This is a genomic window from Vibrio inusitatus (assembly GCA_024346935.1).
In the GTDB taxonomy this organism is placed as follows: domain Bacteria; phylum Pseudomonadota; class Gammaproteobacteria; order Enterobacterales; family Vibrionaceae; genus Vibrio; species Vibrio inusitatus.
The window spans coordinates 1183509-1202934 of sequence record AP024878.1 but is presented as its reverse complement, the minus strand read 5'-3'; the positions used below and the strand labels follow the sequence as shown (position 1 = coordinate 1202934).

19 protein-coding genes are annotated in these 19426 nt (G+C 43.3%); 11 read left to right on the top strand and 8 right to left on the bottom strand.

Going from position 1 to position 19426, the window contains the following annotated elements; all coding sequences use genetic code 11:
* The first annotated feature begins 33 nt into the window (after window positions 1–33).
* Both OCU48_RS05575 and OCU48_RS05570 read left to right on the top strand, forming a co-directional pair.
* Window positions 34–384 (top strand): hypothetical protein, encoded by a 351-nt coding sequence (locus tag OCU48_RS05575; RefSeq protein ID WP_141344361.1) that lies wholly within the window; start codon window positions 34–36, stop codon window positions 382–384.
* Between the two features lie 97 nt (window positions 385–481).
* Window positions 482–922: a DUF411 domain-containing protein gene (locus OCU48_RS05570; RefSeq protein WP_141344359.1), complete on the top strand. Its 441-nt coding sequence runs from the start codon at window positions 482–484 to the stop codon at window positions 920–922.
* A 667-nt stretch (window positions 923–1589) separates the two neighbouring features.
* On the opposite strand, the gene OCU48_RS05565 is transcribed toward OCU48_RS05570, so the two are convergent.
* Window positions 1590–2510, bottom strand: coding sequence for a ParB/Srx family N-terminal domain-containing protein (locus OCU48_RS05565; protein WP_141344357.1), 921 nt, complete (start codon window positions 2508–2510; stop codon window positions 1590–1592).
* Between the two features lie 270 nt (window positions 2511–2780).
* Here OCU48_RS05565 and OCU48_RS05560 point away from each other — a divergent pair, with 270 nt between their 5' ends.
* The 6 genes from OCU48_RS05560 to OCU48_RS05535 all read left to right on the top strand — a co-directional run bounded on the left by OCU48_RS05560 (window position 2781) and on the right by OCU48_RS05535 (window position 8838).
* Window positions 2781–3083 (top strand): hypothetical protein, encoded by a 303-nt coding sequence (locus tag OCU48_RS05560; protein WP_244312233.1) that lies wholly within the window; start codon window positions 2781–2783, stop codon window positions 3081–3083.
* Between the two features lie 49 nt (window positions 3084–3132).
* Window positions 3133–5244: a protein-disulfide reductase DsbD family protein gene (locus OCU48_RS05555; RefSeq protein ID WP_141344355.1), complete on the top strand. Its 2112-nt coding sequence runs from the start codon at window positions 3133–3135 to the stop codon at window positions 5242–5244.
* Window positions 5244–5738: a protein disulfide oxidoreductase gene (locus OCU48_RS05550; protein ID WP_141344353.1), complete on the top strand. Its 495-nt coding sequence runs from the start codon at window positions 5244–5246 to the stop codon at window positions 5736–5738. The genes OCU48_RS05555 and OCU48_RS05550 overlap by 1 nt, the downstream gene beginning before the upstream one ends.
* Before the next feature lie 8 nt (window positions 5739–5746).
* Window positions 5747–6472 carry a DsbA family protein gene (locus OCU48_RS05545; protein ID WP_141344351.1) on the top strand — a complete coding sequence of 242 codons (726 nt, stop codon included), beginning with the start codon at window positions 5747–5749 and terminating at the stop codon, window positions 6470–6472.
* Between the two features lie 70 nt (window positions 6473–6542).
* On the top strand, window positions 6543–7397 hold the full coding sequence (locus OCU48_RS05540; RefSeq protein ID WP_141344350.1) for a DMT family transporter: 855 nt from the start codon (window positions 6543–6545) through the stop codon (window positions 7395–7397).
* 172 nt (window positions 7398–7569) lie between these two features.
* On the top strand, window positions 7570–8838 hold the full coding sequence (locus OCU48_RS05535) for an NRAMP family divalent metal transporter (protein WP_141344348.1): 1269 nt from the start codon (window positions 7570–7572) through the stop codon (window positions 8836–8838).
* Between the two features lie 55 nt (window positions 8839–8893).
* On the opposite strand, the gene OCU48_RS05530 is transcribed toward OCU48_RS05535, so the two are convergent.
* Entirely contained in the window at window positions 8894–9226 is a 333-nt protein-coding gene (locus OCU48_RS05530) for a DOPA 4,5-dioxygenase family protein (protein ID WP_141344346.1), read from the bottom strand.
* 44 nt (window positions 9227–9270) lie between these two features.
* Complete coding sequence (locus tag OCU48_RS05525; protein WP_141344344.1) at window positions 9271–11268, bottom strand: U32 family peptidase; 1998 nt, start codon at window positions 11266–11268, stop codon at window positions 9271–9273.
* A gap of 227 nt (window positions 11269–11495) precedes the next feature.
* On the opposite strand from OCU48_RS05525, the gene OCU48_RS05520 reads away from it, so the two are divergent.
* On the top strand, window positions 11496–12452 hold the full coding sequence (locus OCU48_RS05520) for an AEC family transporter (protein ID WP_141344343.1): 957 nt from the start codon (window positions 11496–11498) through the stop codon (window positions 12450–12452).
* Window positions 12453–13014: 562 nt separating this feature from the next.
* On the opposite strand, the gene OCU48_RS05515 is transcribed toward OCU48_RS05520, so the two are convergent.
* From OCU48_RS05515 to OCU48_RS05495, 5 genes are all read right to left on the bottom strand, one after another.
* Window positions 13015–13320: a DUF3861 domain-containing protein gene (locus OCU48_RS05515; RefSeq protein ID WP_141344341.1), complete on the bottom strand. Its 306-nt coding sequence runs from the start codon at window positions 13318–13320 to the stop codon at window positions 13015–13017.
* Window positions 13321–13350: 30 nt separating this feature from the next.
* Complete coding sequence (locus OCU48_RS05510) at window positions 13351–13842, bottom strand: DUF2798 domain-containing protein (RefSeq protein WP_141344339.1); 492 nt, start codon at window positions 13840–13842, stop codon at window positions 13351–13353.
* A 145-nt stretch (window positions 13843–13987) separates the two neighbouring features.
* A complete protein-coding gene (locus OCU48_RS05505; RefSeq protein ID WP_141344337.1) occupies window positions 13988–15898 on the bottom strand; it encodes a TRAP transporter permease in 1911 nt (636 codons plus the stop codon).
* An 82-nt stretch (window positions 15899–15980) separates the two neighbouring features.
* Window positions 15981–16913: a TAXI family TRAP transporter solute-binding subunit gene (locus OCU48_RS05500; protein ID WP_141344335.1), complete on the bottom strand. Its 933-nt coding sequence runs from the start codon at window positions 16911–16913 to the stop codon at window positions 15981–15983.
* A gap of 161 nt (window positions 16914–17074) precedes the next feature.
* Window positions 17075–17488, bottom strand: a complete 414-nt coding sequence (locus OCU48_RS05495) for a GNAT family N-acetyltransferase (protein WP_141344334.1) — start codon at window positions 17486–17488, stop codon at window positions 17075–17077.
* A 156-nt stretch (window positions 17489–17644) separates the two neighbouring features.
* Between OCU48_RS05495 and OCU48_RS05490 the strand changes: the two genes are divergently transcribed.
* Complete coding sequence (locus OCU48_RS05490; protein ID WP_141344332.1) at window positions 17645–18121, top strand: YehS family protein; 477 nt, start codon at window positions 17645–17647, stop codon at window positions 18119–18121.
* A 2-nt stretch (window positions 18122–18123) separates the two neighbouring features.
* Window positions 18124–19353, top strand: a complete 1230-nt coding sequence (locus OCU48_RS05485) for a DEAD/DEAH box helicase (RefSeq protein WP_141344331.1) — start codon at window positions 18124–18126, stop codon at window positions 19351–19353.
* Window positions 19354–19426 lie beyond the last annotated feature (73 nt).

Sequence of the window (19426 nt, the reverse complement as noted above, 5' to 3'; positions counted from 1 at the left end):
CTATAACGAATAGGAACTTTAGGGATACCGACAATGCTAAAACGATTTCATTCACACAGCATAATTGCAATAGCACTGGTACTGGCTTTGCTAGTTTCAGGTGTTTATCCGTCGGTAGCTCAAACCGTTTCTATTGCTCATCATCAGGTAGCAAAGACATCTATGACCGCAGATTGCTGCGGAGAATCACACCAACAAGTTGCAAGTGGGTGCTCTAGCGCCGCTCATCAGTGTTGCGATCAAGCTTGTGGCAGTTTAATTAGTTTACCGTCATCTACACTGCACCTCTCCAGCATTAGTCGTGATAAAACAAGTTACTCTCTACCCTCTTCAGATATTCTACCGCCCTACAAACAAGCCGTATTGCGACCTCCTATTGTTTAGCGTTCTATTTAGCTAAATCGAATCATCAAAAAGTGTCTTACACTTTTCTAAACAATATAAATTTGCCCAGCAAGATGCTAGGCAATGGAGTAATACAATGAAAACGTTTAATAAAATAATCCTTAGCACATCCCTTCTATTTAGTGGCCTAAGCTTCGCATCGAGCAATATAGAGATGTATAAATCTCCGAGTTGCGGATGCTGTACAGAATGGGCTGAGATCATGGAGCAGAAAGGGTATCAAGTTGATATCCAAGAGCAAAAAGATTGGACTAATGTTAAACGAGAGTTTGGCATGCCAGCCAAACTACAGTCATGCCACACTGCGATTATTGACGGTTACTTAATTGAGGGACATGTGCCAGAAAAAGAGGTAGCACGCCTTCTCAAAGAACATCCACAAGACATTAAAGGACTCGCAGCACCAGGAATGCCAATGCACTCTCCGGGTATGGCTAAACCAGGCGAAGCGTATAAGGATTTTGACGTGATCGCCTTTCATGCAGATGGCACGACAAGTGTTTATGCTGAGTACTGATTGAGCTCACTGCGTCATCTTAGAATTTGCACAGCAAATATCTAGGATCCTAGCGTGTACATTGCTAGCTTGGGCACTAGCTAAGATTCCGGCTAAAAGACTGCCGGAATGACGAGAAGCGGACACACTAGGAGAACCATGCCCCCGTCACCCTAGAATTTGCACAGCAAACATCTAGGATCTTAGCGTGTACATTGCTAGCTTGGGCACTCCTAAGATTCCGGCTAAAAGACTGTCGGAATGACGGTAATCGGACACTGAGCATATCGGAGGCATGGAGTCTACTCGAGACACCGTCATCCTGGAATTTGCACAGCAAATATCTAGGATCTTAGCGTGTACATTGCTAGCTTGGGCACTACCTAAGATTCCGCTGGGCCGGCTTCCGGCTAAAAGACTGCCGGAATGACGGTAATCGGGCACCGAGCGTATCGAACGCATGGAGTCTACGTGAAACACCGTCATCCTAGAATTTGCACAGCAAATATCTAGGATCTTAGCGTGCACATGTCTGGCTTGGGCACTCCCTAGGAATCCGCTGGGCCAGATTCCGGCTAAGAGACTGCCGGAATGACGAATTACGATGACTTGATAGAACCGTATCCCAACAAACCCACCGTCATGGCCGAGTGCTCTTATCGGCCATCTTTCATTCATGCCCAAAGGCTTAAAGCGCCTGCTTATACCCCAACATATAATCAAGCTTGCTAGTTTTACGAGTCATCTTCTGGAAGCTTTTCTCATCAAAGTTATCAAACTGCCCCATTGATTTGGCAGACAAACCAGAACCACCTAGGTTCTCAGTATCCAGAGATAAAATCACTTCACCGGCTTCCTTCACCGCTTTCATATAACCTTGCTCTGTTGTTAGGTCGTATTGGTTTAGGTCAAACACTGGTTTCAGTTCTTTAGCCCAATAAAACTCAAGGAATGGCACTGGTTGCTTTGGTTTATTCCAGCTTACGTCTCGTGAGTAATACATCAACGCGCGATATGGGTCATTAGCAAAATTAGTGATACCCATTTGCAGCGGTAGCTCATCATGAGTAATCGCTTTATTGTTTAGATCGAACAACCATGCATTCTTGTCGGCCTCTAGCTCAGACCAAAATGCCTGCATGTTTTCTAGATGACGATAGTCTTTATCCACAATAACATGCACTTTGAAATCACTGCCGCCACCCGACATATGCCAGAAGGTATTGAAGGTATGGTGTCCGTCTGTTAGATAAATTTCATTATTCGGCGCAAGTACTATCGTTTTCATGTCCTTACGTTTTTCACCAACGCTTTGTTCACAGACAAAGGACTCTGGATTTGAAGGCTCTGAACTATCATCAAATGATGCTAAACCTTTCTGACCATTGGCTTCACAAATTTCATCAAATTGCTTTTTTACATCGTGTTGATAGCGACCTAACTTGTAGTAAATTTGATCGTAACCTACGGAAGGCTGTGTCGGCTTAAGCTCAGACAAAGTCACTTGATAGACATCTCCCGCTTTTACTGACGCTAAATCTTGAGCCCATACTGAGGTTGCACCTATCATCGTTGCCAGAGCAATAAGAGACTTATTGAGACAGTTCATTGTATTCCTTCATTTTTATGCCTACGTTGTTGTGCAAGTACACTAAAATCCGAGCATTACGAACTTATGACAATTAAGTTTCATTTACATTATTGCAGTAGATGCTCACACCATTAACTGATAAGCATTTGTATTTCAATGCCTGCCTAGACTGTGCTAAGTTACGCCTAATGGACTCAACAAAGTTTCAATAACCCTATCGTGAAGCCCAAGCAGAAAAAGCATCTAACCGCAAAATACTCCCTACTATTGGTGTGGTGGGTCATATTGGTGTGCCTGGTCAAAAATGTTGGTTTTATTAATCTTTGCCCCATTTCTACCGAACAATCTGCAGTAGCTGAAATAAGCCAACAACAAACCCATCATTCATTGACTGAAAAGCCCTGCTCCCTATCCGAAAAGCTATTGAGCTTTCATCAAGTCAGTATGGAAGACCTTGCTGTTGCACTGTTACTGATTGCGTTAATTGGCATCTTCACAGTTAGCCACTCCTTTAAGCCAGTGCGTTTCTTTGCACTGCCAACAGGACCTCCCCCACGACTTTATCTTCGGCTTTGCGTATTTCGTGAATAAACAAAAGATGGTTTCGAACTATTATCACTTTGTTATTTATGGAAAAACTATGCTTAAAACAAAATTTATAACTCACACTCTACTCAAGCCTCTATTGAGTGGATTGCTATTTTTATGGGCTACCAGCTTTGTGCAAGTCGTCTTTGCATCCGAAGTCAGTTCTGGTTGGATTACCTCTCCCGATCATCCTCCTGTTCAAGTACGGTTTGATCTTACAGGTCAAACTAACAGTGACATGCACACTGTTGAAGGCTTGCTGGAGGTTAAACTCGATGATGGCTGGAAAACGTATTGGCGCACCGCAGGCGAAGCCGGTGTTGCACCCAGTATCGATTACACTGCATCAACCAATATTGAATCCCTCAAATGGCACTGGCCATTTCCAGAGCGATTTTCTCTACTTGGCATCGAGACCTTAGGCTATCAATCTGATGTGCTCTTTCCTATCACACTGCATTTGAATGACTTCTCACAGCCAACGACGTTGAATGCAACATTGACGCTTCCGTCATGCACGACAATTTGTGTGCTCACCGATTATCCCATCTCGCTTTCGTTTGTGGCCAATGACCTCAATACAAACGATCAGGCAATGCTCAGTTATGCCAAGGCTATTAGCTCTGTGCCAAAGGATTCACCTTTGCTAAGTTACATAGATGCGACATGGGATAAGGCCAGCTCTAAGTTAGAAGTCAACGTGACCAAGACAACCCCTTGGCATGCTCCGGATGTATTAATTGATGGTAAAGCCGAAAATGTAGAAGACGCCAGCTTTAAGAAACCAAGCCTTACTGTAGATGGCAATACGCTGCATGCTGTGTTTGAAGTAACCAGTTGGTTGGGTACGCCATCTCTCGAAAACGAAATCGTTTCGATCTCTTTCTCAGACTCCGACTTTCTCGCCGAAGAACAAGTAGCAGTTAGCACGGGAGTAGTAAGCTCCATTACGCCAAGTTTATTGCAGATGTTTATATTCGCGGTTATTGGTGGTCTTATTCTCAATATCATGCCGTGTGTGTTGCCTGTTTTAGGCATGAAGCTTAGCTCAATTGTGAGTATGCAAGGACAAGAGAGACGTAAGATTCGATGGCAATTTATTGCATCTGCGCTCGGCATTTTAGTTTCGTTTTGGTCGATTGCACTGTTTTTGGCCATAGTAAAACTGTCAGGCGGCGCCTTGGGTTGGGGCATTCAGTTTCAAAGCCCGTGGTTTTTAAGCTTCTTGTTTGTGGTCACCGCACTGTTTGCGATGAATATGCTCGGGTTGATGGAGGTGCGCTTGTCTTCTGGCATTTCGACTTGGCTTGCAGGAAAAGGCGATAATTCATATTCCGGACACTTTATTCAGGGGATGTTTGCAACCCTACTCGCGACTCCCTGCACTGCGCCATTTCTGGGAACCGCTGTTGCGTTTGCCCTAGGTGCCGATATAAGCACACTGTTTGTGATTTTTTCAGCCCTAGCTTTAGGTATGGCGCTTCCGTGGCTACTGGTCGCTACTTTCCCTTCAATAGCAACCAAATTACCCAAACCCGGGCCGTGGATGAATAAGATGAAGCTCTTGTTTGGTTTGATGATGCTGGCGACCAGTATCTGGTTGCTCTCTTTACTAGGAAATCATCTATCGTTGCTGTGGATCATTCTCATAGGGTTAAGTCTGTTTTGCATGCTTATCTTTAAGTCTCAGTCGGCTTATGGAAAGAACGTGGCCGCAGTCGTTGCGGTTATAGGGATTGTAGCTTCGGGTGGTGGCCTAATTACCGCTAGTGTGACCGCCGATAATTGGGCTACGCCCTTGCCTGTTGAGCGTCAATGGCACCTACTATCCACGCCAGACATAGAAAAATACGTTGCTGAAGGTAAAGTCGTTTTTGTGGATATCACTGCTGACTGGTGCATTACCTGTAAAGCCAACAAGATAGGTGTTTTATTGCAAGAACCGGTCTACTCGACACTAGATAATACCAATGTGATTCGAATGAAAGGAGATTGGACAAGACCTAGTGACAGAGTGACCGGATTTTTAAGAAGCTACAACCGCTATGGCGTGCCATTTAATATCGTATATGGACCCAATGCCCCACAAGGCATTGCCCTGCCGACGGTTCTTAGCACTGCACCTGTGCAAACGGCGATAGAAAAAGCAGGAGGAGAGTTTTGATGAAGACAATTCTAAACATCTTTAAAAAATCTCTGCTTTATATCTTAATATTTACCGTGATTTCAGTAGCAGTCGATCTTTGGCGTACTCGAGATTTCACTTCTAGCGAAAGCCCAACCACACACGCTATGACGATCTCTGGAAACCTCATAGACCTAAATACCGTTAGCCAAGATAAACCGGTAGTGGTTTATTTCTGGGCAACGTGGTGTGGCGCGTGTAAGTTTGTGACTCCCACAATTAATTGGCTTAGCCAATATTATAACGTTGTCGCTATCAGCGCCTCATCTGGAGAAGCTCGTCGGGTGCAAGCTTATCTCGATAGTCATGACTACCAGTTTGAGAACATTAATGACCCTAAAAGTCAGATAAGCTCTCGCTGGAATCTCAAAGTGACCCCGACCATAGCGATTGTTGAAAATGGTCAAATTAAAAATATTACTACTGGAATTACTACGCCTATCGGTCTACTCGCTAGACTGTGGCTTCTTTAAGGCATCTCATGAACATTAAAACTCTATTTATTAGCCTCGTTGCTTCACTGCTTGTTTTTATCGCGCCAGTGAATGCCAATCAAAATACGACAACACAGAAGATACAAGAAATTGCAGACATGTTGCAGATGCACCCTGAATTAGTGGATAGCCTGCATGGCAATCTGCAGACATACATAGAACAGCAAGATCAGCTGAAATCCGTTCTATCGCAAAGTCATGATTATCTTTACAACAATGACCTACAGCCTTCCATAGGGAATAAAGAAGCTCCCTTAACACTGATTGTATTTACTGATTACAGTTGCCCTTGGTGTAAGAAATTTGACCCAGAGCTGTACAAACTTGTCGAAAATAATCCAGATACCGTTCGTGTGGTTAATCTCTATGTTCCCCTTAAAGAGCAAAGTAGCGTGAACTCAGCCTCTTTTGGATTGAACGTATGGCGTGAAAAACGCAGTAGCTATGAAGACGTTCACCAGTTAATGGTTGGCAAGCCTGGTGCTCATAATCTCAACTCTATCAGTAAGGTAGCAAAAAATACCGACACCACTGCATTTGTGAATCCGTCAATGAAAAGTGATGAACTCATCAATAAAAATCTAGCGCTTTTTAGCGATCTAGGACTGCGAGGCACGCCAGCAATGCTCGTCGATGGCGAGATAATCAGCGGTTATCTTACCTACGAAAAACTCCAAGCATTAGTTGACGACAAACTGTCCAACCTTAACTAAGGTTATCCGACATTAAGGGCTCTTTGAGCCCTTTCAATTATTGCGAGAAGCATAAGAAAAGGAATAGTTAGTGCAGATACTCTTTTTAACTGGACTTGCAATGATAGCCTTTGCTGCCAATTCTTTGCTATCTCGCTTAGCACTAGTTGATGGGGCTATTTCCGCAGAAGCCTTCACCTTGGTCCGTATCGTCTCTGGAGCCTTGACTCTTAGCGCAATCTTACTGCTATCCCAGGGAGCCAAAGGCTTTTACCATCAATGGCGTATTGGCTTCTATTCAGGCATCTGTCTGTTTCTTTATGCTTTACTTTTTTCTCTGGCCTATACCGAGCTCACAACTGGCTTCGGCGCTCTGATTTTATTTGGCTCTGTACAGTTTTCTTTACTAGGCATGCATCTGTTTCAAGGACATCGTTTTAGCTCTATCGAATGGCTTGGCATCTTAGTGTCTTTTTCAGGCTTTGTTTGGCTAGTAAATCCGTCCTCATCAACCCTTGTTCTATGGCCAATATTAAGCATGTTGCTATCAGGTATCAGTTGGGCGGGATTTACTCTTCTAGGCAAACAATCCGGAGCCGCACTTCCAGCAACCACTAAGGGCTTTATTGTTGCTGCGGTGATCTCTATCTCACTCATCCCCTGGGCATTTGATACAAAGAGTATAAGCTCTCAAGGGCTTATCTATGCTGTAATCTCGGGGGTTATTACCTCTGGTCTGGGGTATGTGCTTTGGTATGCTGTTGTTCCAAAAATATCATTACTCAGCGCATCACTTTCACAGTTATTAGTCCCTGCTATCGCCATGATAATGGGTGCCTTCTTCCTTCATGAATCCATAACCACTGAAAACCTATTAAGTATGGGACTTATTTTAGGTGGAATAGCATTAACACTCTATCAGCAACATCGCCAATCGAGTCACTAATTCCCTGTAGGGCTTAGCTCACAGTTCCCGCAACAATAGTACATTTAAAAGGCGCTTAACACGTCAAAGCGCACATTTGCCTTTATGGGTGTATCTAATTATTGACACCTTATGGTTATATGATATTTATAGTTCGTATTGACAATGGATAAATAAACATACGGATGTAGTAATGGACAACGCAATCCCCTCTCAAGCTTCCCCAACGAGGTTAGGTACATTAGCGCGCTCTTTAGGCCCTGGCGTAATGGCTGCCGCAGCAGCTGTTGGCGGTTCTCACCTTGTAGCTTCAACCAAGGCGGGGGCTATCTACGGATGGCAACTGGCTATTTTGATCTTACTGGTTAACCTTTTTAAATACCCTTTTTTTAAAGCCGGTGTTCAATATACGATTGGGACGAAAACAAGCCTTGTTGAAGGGTATTCAAACCTAGGTAAGCCTTATCTGATCTCGTTTGCACTGCTCAGTGTGATCTCTGCCATCGTCAATACAGCCGCACTGCTCATGTTTAGCGCAAGCTTACTGGCCTACTTTATTCCCGTTGATCTTTCTATGCCAGTCTTATGTATGATTGTACTGGCAACCTGCCTTGCTATCTTATTTGTGGGGCACTACAAGGCACTGGATACACTGTCGAAGGCTATTATGGCAGTGCTTACCGTGACGACTCTTATTGCGGTCGCAATTGCCTTTGGTAATCCTGTTGAACCTCAGCCTGACTTTGTATCACCTTCACCATGGACACTCGCGGCCATTGGCTTCATTGTTGTGACTATGGGATGGATGCCCGCCCCTATTGAGATCTCAAGTTTGACTTCAATGTGGTTGAAGAGTCAGTGCCGTGGGCAAGAAGTGACCGCAAAATCGGCTTTGTTTGATTTTAACGTTGGTTACATTGGTACCGCGGTATTGGCTATGGTGTTCGTGGCTTTAGGTGCACTAATGCTGCATGGCTCAGGTGTGCAACTTCAGGCATCTGGCGTGGGTTTCTCACATCAGCTAATCAGCCTTTATGCTGCAACTATTGGTGAGTGGTCTCGCTACCTTGTTGCCGTCATTGCCTTCTTCTGTATCTTTGGTAGCACCATCACGGTTATCGATGGCTACTCTCGCGTTATTACCGAATCTCAACGCTTACTTCGCAAAAAGAAAACTATCCATCCAGCAGCAAATCAAGCTTGGATGTTGATCGTATCTCTATCAGCGCTGTTTATTGTGGTATTCCTAGCAAAAGCGCTACTGCCTATGCTGGACTTTGCGATGGTGCTTGCCTTCATCACAACACCATTCTTTGCACTGTTAAACTACATCCTAGTGACACGTACTCCACTACCTGCTGAATTGGCAGTAGGACCAAAACTAAAAGCACTGTCTATCGTTGGATTAATTTACTTGTTTGGCTTCTTAGCGCTGTTCGTGTGGTGGAAGTGGTTCATGTAATCTACGCAAATTAAAAAGAGAACCTTTATGGGTTCTCTTTTTGTTTGGAAATAACTTAAGTCAGGTTAAGTTCTATTGGCTCACCAAGCCAGCCCGCTCTTTGCGTATGGTCGATAAGAAAATTGCCTGCTTCTGGGTGAAGAAGTACCGTTAAATCTTGCCTATGGGCATCCAACCAAGCAATGATCTCGTCAAATTCCTCTTCCAAAAACAAGATTTGATAGCTCCAGCAAGGATGCGGCCCTACTAGTTTGGTATTTACTCGGCCAAGCTCAACATTAAATTTGTTTGAAACAGGCTCTCGCAAGCTCTGCGCAAAAATCAGGCTAGTTTCGTCAAAATACACATGTGCATGGTAACGCTCAAATCCGCGACTCGGTAAAATCATCTCTTTCGATATCCTTATCTAATGCCAATCGACCAATTAAGGGATTATACACCCTTGAAGTATTGCTTATTGGCTGTTGGCGCAACCTTGCTTTGAATAAGCTGAATAGCATTTGAGTCCGTCATATTATTTTGCAGTGCTTGTTCGAACAGTGTAATCAACTCTTCTTTCTCTACGAGCAATTGAGTCTCTGTCTGAATATCTCGCAAATCAATCAGCACATCGGTAAACAGCTCCGGATAATCTGTTAACAGTTCTAGATTAAGCACGTTGTGCTCACTGTAGATACTATTATGGCTGCCTTTATGTTTCTGAACCACGTAAGGATTATCTTTAAGATTAATGATCGAGGTGCGCTTCTCACACTTTCTTAAACAGCCTTTGTTCACCTTAATCTTCTTACATCCTTCTGTTTGTTGGAACAAGCACTGGCGACTGGTTAGCAGGGTATTTGGATGATAAATACTGTAGAAGGTCCTGAAATTTTCCGGCCTCTTAATATGGCGGATCTGCTTCTTACTCAATTCGTTAGAAATAAAGGCACCTGAAGCCAAGAACTCTTGCTGTTGGCAGTACATTGCAAACGAGTTTGTGGTGTTCATATGCGGACCCGCAATCCAGCCAAGGCCAAGCTGCTTGGCTTGATATGCGATGCCGGAATTATTGGTAATCAACAAGTCAGGTTGTACCGCTTCCATGAACTCAATGGCAGCGTCAAAATCATCGCCAATCAAAATTGCAGGGAAATACGGCTTCAGCATTGGATGTTCAGTGAATAGCTCAACCAAACTACTAAGTTCAGACTTCATTCCCATTGGAAGTTGATAATAGAAATCAGCATTGCCGTTGTTAAGTAGCTCTAGATCTTCTTTTGAAGAGATAAGTACCGACAGATTAGGTGTCGCGCTCAAAGGTTGATGATGAGAAAGCTTTTCTATCTGCGGCGTGTCGATAGCGCCTTTTAAGCTCGAACCATTATGATTTGATCCTGTAATATCAAAATCAGCGGTTTCTTTAGCAACACGCTGAATAATATCAGTTTTGTCATCATAAAGTTTGGTTTTCACCCGCTTTATCTGCTCTTCAGATGTCGCACCATAGACCTTAGAAAAATGCGTTACCGCATTGTCTCTAGGGTTATCGATGTACATGCTCTTGCCAAAATCAGCTTGCAAAAATGCATTAGAGAAGTCGCGATTAAATACCGTATACAGCTCTGTAGTGTCACTCGATAATGTTTCACCATCACACAGTCTATCGATTTGCTTGCGCCAATTATCGACAACCGTAAACACGTAATGAGACTTTTTAATACGCCCTTCCACCTTGAGCGAATACACCCCCGCATCCACTAGCGCTTCTAGATCACCAAACGCAGAATTGTCTTTTAGATTCAGAGGGTAATCATTGCCTGTTTGCGTCGTTTCATACTGCTCACGACACGGTTGACTGCATCGGCCTCGGTTACCAGAGGCACCATTACGCGCAGAGCTGATATAACACAAACCTGAGAAACCAATACAATATGAACCGTGTACAAACACTTCCATCATTACATCGTGCTTTAGACCAAACTGAGCCAAATGTTTAATTTCTTTGATGTTCAACTCACGTGAAAGGTTCACCCTACTTGCGCCTAACTGGTTTAAGAACAAGATTTGTCCTTCGTTATGGGTGTTTAGCTGGGTTGAGGCATGTACATCAAGTTCGGGGAAGTAATGCTTCAGTAGATAAGCTAGTCCCATATCTTGCACAATTACGCCATCAATCTTAGTGGTATTAAGCTGACTAAGAAGACGCACTATGGCAGGGATCTCGCTCTCCAAAATAAGAACGTTGAGCGTCAGGAAGATCTTACATTGATGCTGATGAGCAAGTTCAAGTACCCCATTAAGGTTATCTAGAGTCAGGTTAGTGGCTCTATTGCGCGCATTAAAGCGGTCAAGACCACAATATATTGCATCTGCTCCGGCCGCGATTGCCGCCTTTATCGAGTCTAGATCGCCACCGGGTGCTAATAACTCAAACTGTTCTCTTTTCACAATGTCTTCCCGAGAAAAATCAGGCGCACATCTTACGTGATTAAAAGTAAAAAGTAACCTTAAGTGATGAAATAGTAATCAAGAATTATTGCGCATTCACGCCCACTTCCTCTGATTTAACTTTGCCAAGCATGTGAAAAACATGGCATTATAGACCACACTGCATATTTGTATTACAAATCAACAGTAATCGGTGCTCTCTTAAAATTTTATCTATGTAGGCTGTTATGGGACTTATTGACCAACTCGCTTTCTCTATCTCTGTTACCGGACCAATCTGTCTAATTTTGGTGATGGGGGTTGTTCTTAAGAAGATTGCCGTTATTAATGATGCCTTTATAGAAAGTGCCTCTAACCTCGTATTCAAAGTTACCCTACCGACAATGCTATTCCTAAGCCTAGTTGAGGCTGATCACGACTTTGCTACCAGCGCTTCACTGGTAGGGTTTAGCGTAGGCAGTAATGTTTTGTTTTTCGCATTCTGCACTGCTTTAGTGGGCGTACTGCTCAAAGGTAACAAAGATAGTGGCGTAATCGTACAAGGGGCATTTCGTGCTAACACTGGCATTATTGCCTTAGCTTATGTTGCCAACATGTATGGTACAGAAGGACTCGCAACCGCAGCTATCTATGTTGCCGCTACCACCTTGCTTTATAATGTTCTTGCTGTGATCTCCTTAACACCAAAGGGGGCGCAGACGGGGGCAAGTGCACTAAAAACCATGACAAAGAGCATTACCAGCAATCCATTAATCATTTCAATTATGGCTGGATTTGCATACTCGTTTATCGGACTGCCCATCCCTAAAGTCGCCTCTGATGCAGGTCACTACTTCGCCAGCATGACTCTCCCTCTGGCACTATTGTGCACCGGTGGTTCATTAAATCTTAATTCGCTAAAACATGAAATCACGCCCACTTGGATTGCCACGACATTAAAGCTCATTGCTGCGCCTATTGTCAGCTGTCTATTGGCCTATGTGCTTGGCTTTCGCGGCGAAGCGCTCGGTATCATCTTTTTCATGACGGCCTCACCTACCGCTGCTGCAAGTTACGTTATGGCACGTTCAATGGGCGGAAACTCAACACTCGCTGCCAATATTATTGCGCTGACAACGATTTTATCGGTGGTCACTACCACTATTGGCTTGGTCATTCTTAATAGTTTGAATTTGCTGTATTAATGCCCACAACGCCTTTTTGGTTGTGTTTCTTATTCATCAATTCAACGTTGCCTTAACCGAAAAAAGCCCCAACCTCTTTAAAGTATTTCAACTAAAAAGAGACTAGGGCTTTTCGTTATCCAAGTTGTGATTACGAGTTATCACAACCGCAACGAGAGCAAACACTCGGACGGTTCATCAAACCCCTCCATAACCAGATAATGCCCCAAAGCCCACCAGTAAAAATGGTCATAATCAGGTGGACCCAATGCATAGGGTGTGATGTTTCATGTGTTGTCCCCTCATTACATGCTGGACAAAACTTGGTTACTAGCGCCACTAATACTCTCCCAAAACGTCTGTTTTTCTGACTAAATGTGTCAAATCATCCGCTATATATACCGCAATTAGTGGGTATATCGCCATATTAAACTCGTTTACACAGACAATTTTGTTACCTTAATGTGCTATAAAGCCACAATTTTATTCTCTAAGGCCTTCTCAGAATTTAAACAATCAGTTCGATTAGTACTACGGTAAAAAGGCAAGGTACCTTTAACTTTTGTACCTTGCTTATTGGTTTCTAGGCTTTTACCGTAGCCTTAATAGTACTTTTTAGGTTCTGCATAAAAGTTTTAAAATGTGGCATAAAGTCAGCAAACAAGGGATGCTTTCTATTTTGCATCATCACGGGACCTAATAAGCGAAGGGCGACTGCCAACCTAGTTGCTTCTTGTTTAGGTAATTCACTGCCTTTATTTATCATTTCAACCACTTTGAACATATCTTCTCTGTCTTGAAACTCAAATTGCAGCGTTTTGCTTTCTTCTTGCGAAATTTCTTCAATGGTAATGCGATAGTTGTGATTTTGTCTTATTTTACGAATCATAGGGATACCTCATTGTTCTAATTACTAATTTCAGTTTTTTAAAAAGCGTTCAACTTTTGGTTTCAGCGTTATGGATACCACAGCCATTAACAGCAATGCTAAAGGAAGGGCTGATATCAATGTCTCTAGCCAAATATTTACTAGCCTCGATGTGTCGATAACACCAACACTGTTAATGGCGGTGCTAAATGCCATTCCTGACTCCATAACCATTGCCATGATCACGCCAATCAATACATTTCGTACTTTTTCACTAGAGTTAGGTAAGTAGCGCTCAGCAAGCTTCGTCAGTAACGCCATTAACGCAAAGCCCAATGGCATCACTGTTACCGCTGCCGTAAGAAAGGCTCGTATCCACTGGGCAAAAAACAACTCGCTATAACCTTGATTTAGATAAGTCATCAATCCGGTGATAGAACCGCCCATTAATATCATTATCCCGATTACAGCTAACACCTTCAGAAATAGAGGTGTGCTCTTTTCTTCAGAGGTTACTGTTGGCATTACAGCGATTGTATTCATAGATTGTGCGCCCTCTCATTTAGTTGATATACACAACTATAATTACATAAGTTGACAGTGTCAACTAGTTTTCATGTAGCAACAAAAAACCCCGACTCAAAGAGACGGGGCTAAATAACGTTTACTAAAAGCGATTGAATGTTAGCTAGCGTTCATTCTTGTGTGAGCGCCACTGCAACACTGCAATTCCAACAATAATTGCTGCACCTAATACTCCTACATTAAATGGATTAAGAAGCAGCAAAGGAATAGCAACAGCAGAAGCAATTCGCTCCACCTTGTTAAGTGCCCCTAATAAGTAGCCTTCTATGGTGATCGCAATAGCCACGATAATAGCTAGAGTCTGTCCCACTGACACCATAAGCGTAAGTATCCCCTCATTAGGATTTACCAAGTTAGTGTATGCCATCATGATTGGGATGATGAATAAACCACCAGCCAACTTAAACGCCTCTACTGAAGACTTCATAGGGTTAGCATTCGCCACTCCAGCTCCAGCAAACGCAGCGAGTGCGATTGGCGGAGTAACATTTGAGGTTTGAGATAACCAAAATACAATTAAGTGAGCGGTCAAAAGCGGCAATCCAAAGTCGGTCAACATAGGCACAGCCATAACTGCCAATACAATATAGGCCGCTGTTACAGGTAAGCCCATCCCTAAGATCAGCGCCACAATACTGATTAACCCAAGAGCGATAATCATGTGACCGCCAGAGAAATCCATTACAAACTGAGTAAACTGAAGCCCTATACCCGTTTGTCCTACAACCCCAACAATAATACCAGCTGCGCCACACGCAGCCGAAATAGGCAGAGCCAATAACGCTCCATTTTTCATACCCTGAAAGAATTTCTTGAAACCAATCCGGCTGTGCTTACGCATACTTGCTACAACTAAGATAGCAGCACATCCCGCTACACCTACTAACAGTGGAGAGTAAGCCATCATCAACAGCGTAGTGATCAACACAAGAGGAATTAGGTGGTGAGCACCATGTTTCATTACGGCAATCACTGCCTCTGTTTTACTCACGGCCTGCAGATTCAATTTACAGGCCATAAGATGTACATACAGCAAGGTACAGAAGAAATATATAATCGCCGGTGCGATTGAGGCAAACATGATTTCGCTATAAGGTACGCCCGTAAACTGAGCCATGACAAATGCACCCGCCCCCATTATTGGTGGCATGATTTGTCCGCCGGTAGAGGCCGCTGCCTCTATTCCTGCAGCTTGCTCCGATTTATAGCCAAGCTTTTTCATCATTGGAATGGTGATAGAGCCTGTAGTTACCGTATTGGCAATCGCTGAACCTGAAATAGAACCCAAACCTGCTGAGGCAAGTACTGCCGCTTTGGCTGGGCCGCCTCGATACTTACCCGCAATAGCAAATGCAAGATCAATAAAGAACTTTCCAGCTCCTGTCACCTCTAGAAAAGCGCCAAATAGAACGAAGATAAATACTGTAGTTGCCGCAATTCCAAGTGCTGAACCAAATACGCCGTTAGCGGAGAATATCTGAAACTGTATCAGCTCTTGCAAAGAGTAAGTTTTAATTGAGATTGCACTTGGCAGCATGTCACCAAACATACTGTAACTAAGGAATATCACCGCAATGAGCACCATCACCCAGCCAACGGTACGGCGACAGCCTTCCATTAGCAGCGCAATCAGTGCCCCACCGGCAAACATATCTGCTGGCTGTAATCCATAGAACAGATAATTAATATCGTTGTAGTCAAAAATTGACATGCGGTAGCCCGCGAACACAACGACAGTGCACAAAATGAGGTCAAAACCACGACCGACCAAGTAAAATTTACTTCTGCGATTACTGATTAACGGAAAGTGGAGAAAAATAAGTACCAACACCCAACATAGGTGAATGGGTCTAAAATAAGTGGCTGAGATAGTTGAGCTTATTCCCTGCCAGATTTGAAACACTGATAACGCAACAGCAATCAGTAATATTGAATAGCCAAAGAATGTTGTCATTCTTTCATAGGGCAAGTTAGCACTAAGATCTTGGTTATTTTCGTTATTAGTTACATCCATAACGGCGCCTGAAAGAAAAAAATAGATAAGAGTTGTAAGCACAAAAAAGCAAGCATCACGCTTGCTTTTTTATTAGATGATTTTACTTAGAAACAGAGTCTAGGTACTTTTTCGCACCAGGGTGTAGAGGCACACCTTGCAGGCGAGACGCGTTCTCTGGAGTCGTCATTTCAGCCATCTTAACTACCTTACGAATATCACCCATATTCTCATAGGCCGCTTTCGTTAGGTTGTACGCCATATCATCATCCATATTTGCGTTAACCACCAATACGTTCCAAACACTTAGCGTAGAGACTTCACCGACGTTATTGTAAACGTCCGCTGGAATATCATAAGAGCTGTATGCAGGGTTAGCCGTTACAAATGCTTGGCTTTCTTCATCCGTGATAGAGAGGACTTTGATTTTATGCGTTAAAGCTACTTGCGTTACCGCACCAACACCTTGACCGCCAACGATAAAACCTGCATCTACCTGGCCATTAGCCAGTGCATTTGTGGTTTCTGAATAGTTTAGGTATACCGCATTAATGTCTTTTTTAACATCAATACCAATAGACTCAAGAAGTGCTGCTGACGTTACTGCCGTGCCACTGCCCGGAGCACCTAAGGATACACGCTTGCCTTTTAGATCAGATAGAGAGTTGATGCCAGATTTTTCTAGAGTAAGGGTATGAACTAGATTTGGGTAAAGAGCAAAAAGCGTCTTCACTGGCATTTTTGAAGGGAATTTACCCTGACCATTGTAGGCATCTAATACCACGTTACCCATTGCAATCCCTGCAATCATATCGCCGCGTACAACCTTGATGGTATTTTCTACTGAAGCCGCTGTGACTTCTGCTTTTGCATTCACATCTGCCACATGCTCAGACCAGACTTTTGCTAATGCACCGCCAAATGGATAATAGATACCGCTTTGACCTCCGGTACCAATTGAATAGTTTGCAGCACTTACTGATAGGGGCAGTAAACACGCTAAAGCCAACATTAAGTTTCGTTTAAACACAACCATCTCCTTGATTAATAGTCCAAAACGACTGGGTTATTATTGTTCATATTTACCCATATCGTCGCATATACCTTACTAGTGGACTATCACAAGTCAAAATATTGATTGGCTGAATGTGACGCTAGTTTTACTAAATGTAGCTTTAGACAGTTTATGTGGAAATTTTAGTTTAAACTCAACTGCATCGTTTGGTGTTCTATGCCTACCTCTTCGTAGCGCTCTCCTATCGATTCAAACCTCAATTTTTGATAGAAATCCAACGCATGTACCTGAGCACCTAGATACACTTTTGTAAAATTCCTATTACGAGCTTCATCAATCATAGCCTCCACTATGATAGTGCCCAATCCCTTGCCTCTATGACTGATAAGCACAGCGATACGACCTATGTGACCATCTTCTAACATGCGCCCAGTTGCGACGGGTTCATCGTTATCATAGATAATTGCATGTATCGCTGACTCATCTTGACCATCAAAATCTAGATGAGTATCTATGCCCTGCTCTGCGGTAAACACGGTATTTCGAACAAGAAAAATCTCATCTTTTGATTGCCAATTTACAATCTCTACTCGCATTGGTTTGTTACCTCTTTATCTTCGATTGCTCATTACACGTCACTGGTATTTTTTACACAATAACCATAATCACAAACTAATATTTATATTGATTCAATTGTCTGTGTTAAGGTGCACGCCATTTGCACCCTTAACTTAACTCCATTAGGAACTATTTTGACTAACAACGATATTTTGCGCCGTATCCGCTACACCTTCGATTTCAATGATGCCGATATGATTGAGGTGTTTAACGCAGCTGACCTTACGGTCTCCCGTGAACAGGTGATTAATTGGCTAAAGAAAGAAGAAGATGACTCTTTTTGCAAAATCATCGACAAAGAACTAGCTCAATTTCTTAATGGCCTTATCAATCAAAAACGCGGTAAACGCGAAGGGGCTCAGCCAGAGCCAGAGTCTCGTCTTACTAACAACATGATTTTTATGAAGCTTCGTATCGCCATGAATATGAAGGCTGAAGACATTCTTGATACATTAAAACTTGTCGACTTTAGACTCAGTAAACACGAGTTAAGTGCTTTTTTCAGAAAGCCTGACAACAAGCATTACCGAGAATGCCAAGACCAGATCCTGCGCAATTTCTTAATGGGTCTTCAACTTCAACTGCGCCCGAACAGCACTACCCAAGATTGATTATGTCGTTTTCACAGTTATCCCTATGCTCTGAGCTAACTGAAACTTTGCAGGCCAATTTCACTAAGCCTACCGAGATTCAAGGCCAAGCCATCCCTGCAATCATAGGACGTCAAGATGTGCTCGCTATTGCTCAAACAGGCAGTGGTAAAACACTGGCGTATGGACTTGCCATACTTGAGCAGGTAAAGCTGCAACCTTGTAGTACTCAAGCCATCATTCTTGTGCCTACTCGAGAGCTTGCAGCTCAGGTGTGCGAAACCCTTGAACCGTATGCCAACACCGTCGATATCACCGCTCTCTCTTTGTGTGGCGGAATTGATAAAGAGTGGCAAAAAGAGCAACTGCTCTTAACACCTGAAATATTGGTTGCGACTCCAGGAAGACTGCTGGATCTATTAAACGATCATTCAATTAACGTCAGCAGACTTACCTCATTAGTGTTAGATGAAGCAGACCGATTATTAGATATGGGCTTTTGGCCTGATATTCAAGAGATCGTATCTCTTCTTCCACCAAAGCGTCAGACCTTGATGTTCTCAGCTACCTTCTCGGAAAAGCTAGAAACGCAGGCAAAGGGATTACTGCATACGCCACAACGTATACAGACCAACGTAGCCAATAGTGTTGTTCAGGGTATTGAAGAAACGCTCTATCTAGTTAACAAAGGCAATAAGACCAATGCTTTGATTTCTCAATTGAAGCAACATAACTGGTCGCAGGTCTTAGTGTTTATCGGTGCTAAAGATAACGCTGACGCATTGACTAAAAAGTTAACGAAAGCAGGAATTTCAGTTGCGGCTTTGCATGGTAATAAATCTCAGCAAGAGCGCGAAGAGACGTTAGAGCTGTTTAAACAACAAAAGGTCCATGTGCTCATTGCGACTGATTTGCTAGCGCGAGGCATCCACGTGCAACGCCTGCCAGTTGTCATTAACTTTGAACTACCTTCAAACGCAGAGGTTTATGTTCACCGCGTTGGACGCACAGCACGTGCAGGCGAACACGGTGTCGCTATCTCTTTAGTGTGTCATGGCGAAACCGAATACTTGAGCGCTATACGTCAGCTGACTCAACGCGAGCTTCCTCTTGAAGACCTAGAAGGCTTCCCTGTTACAGACAAGCCTTCTTCTGGACAAAGTAAGCGCACACCAAGAGATAAAAAAGCGAATCGACGTACCAATAGTAAGAAGAGTATCAAGCAATTTCAGAGGAAGCTGAGAAGCGCTTAAGTGTTGCTGAGTCTTAGGATGTGCCTAAGCCAGGAATGTCTTCTCTAAGATCCTAGATATTTACTACGTAAAT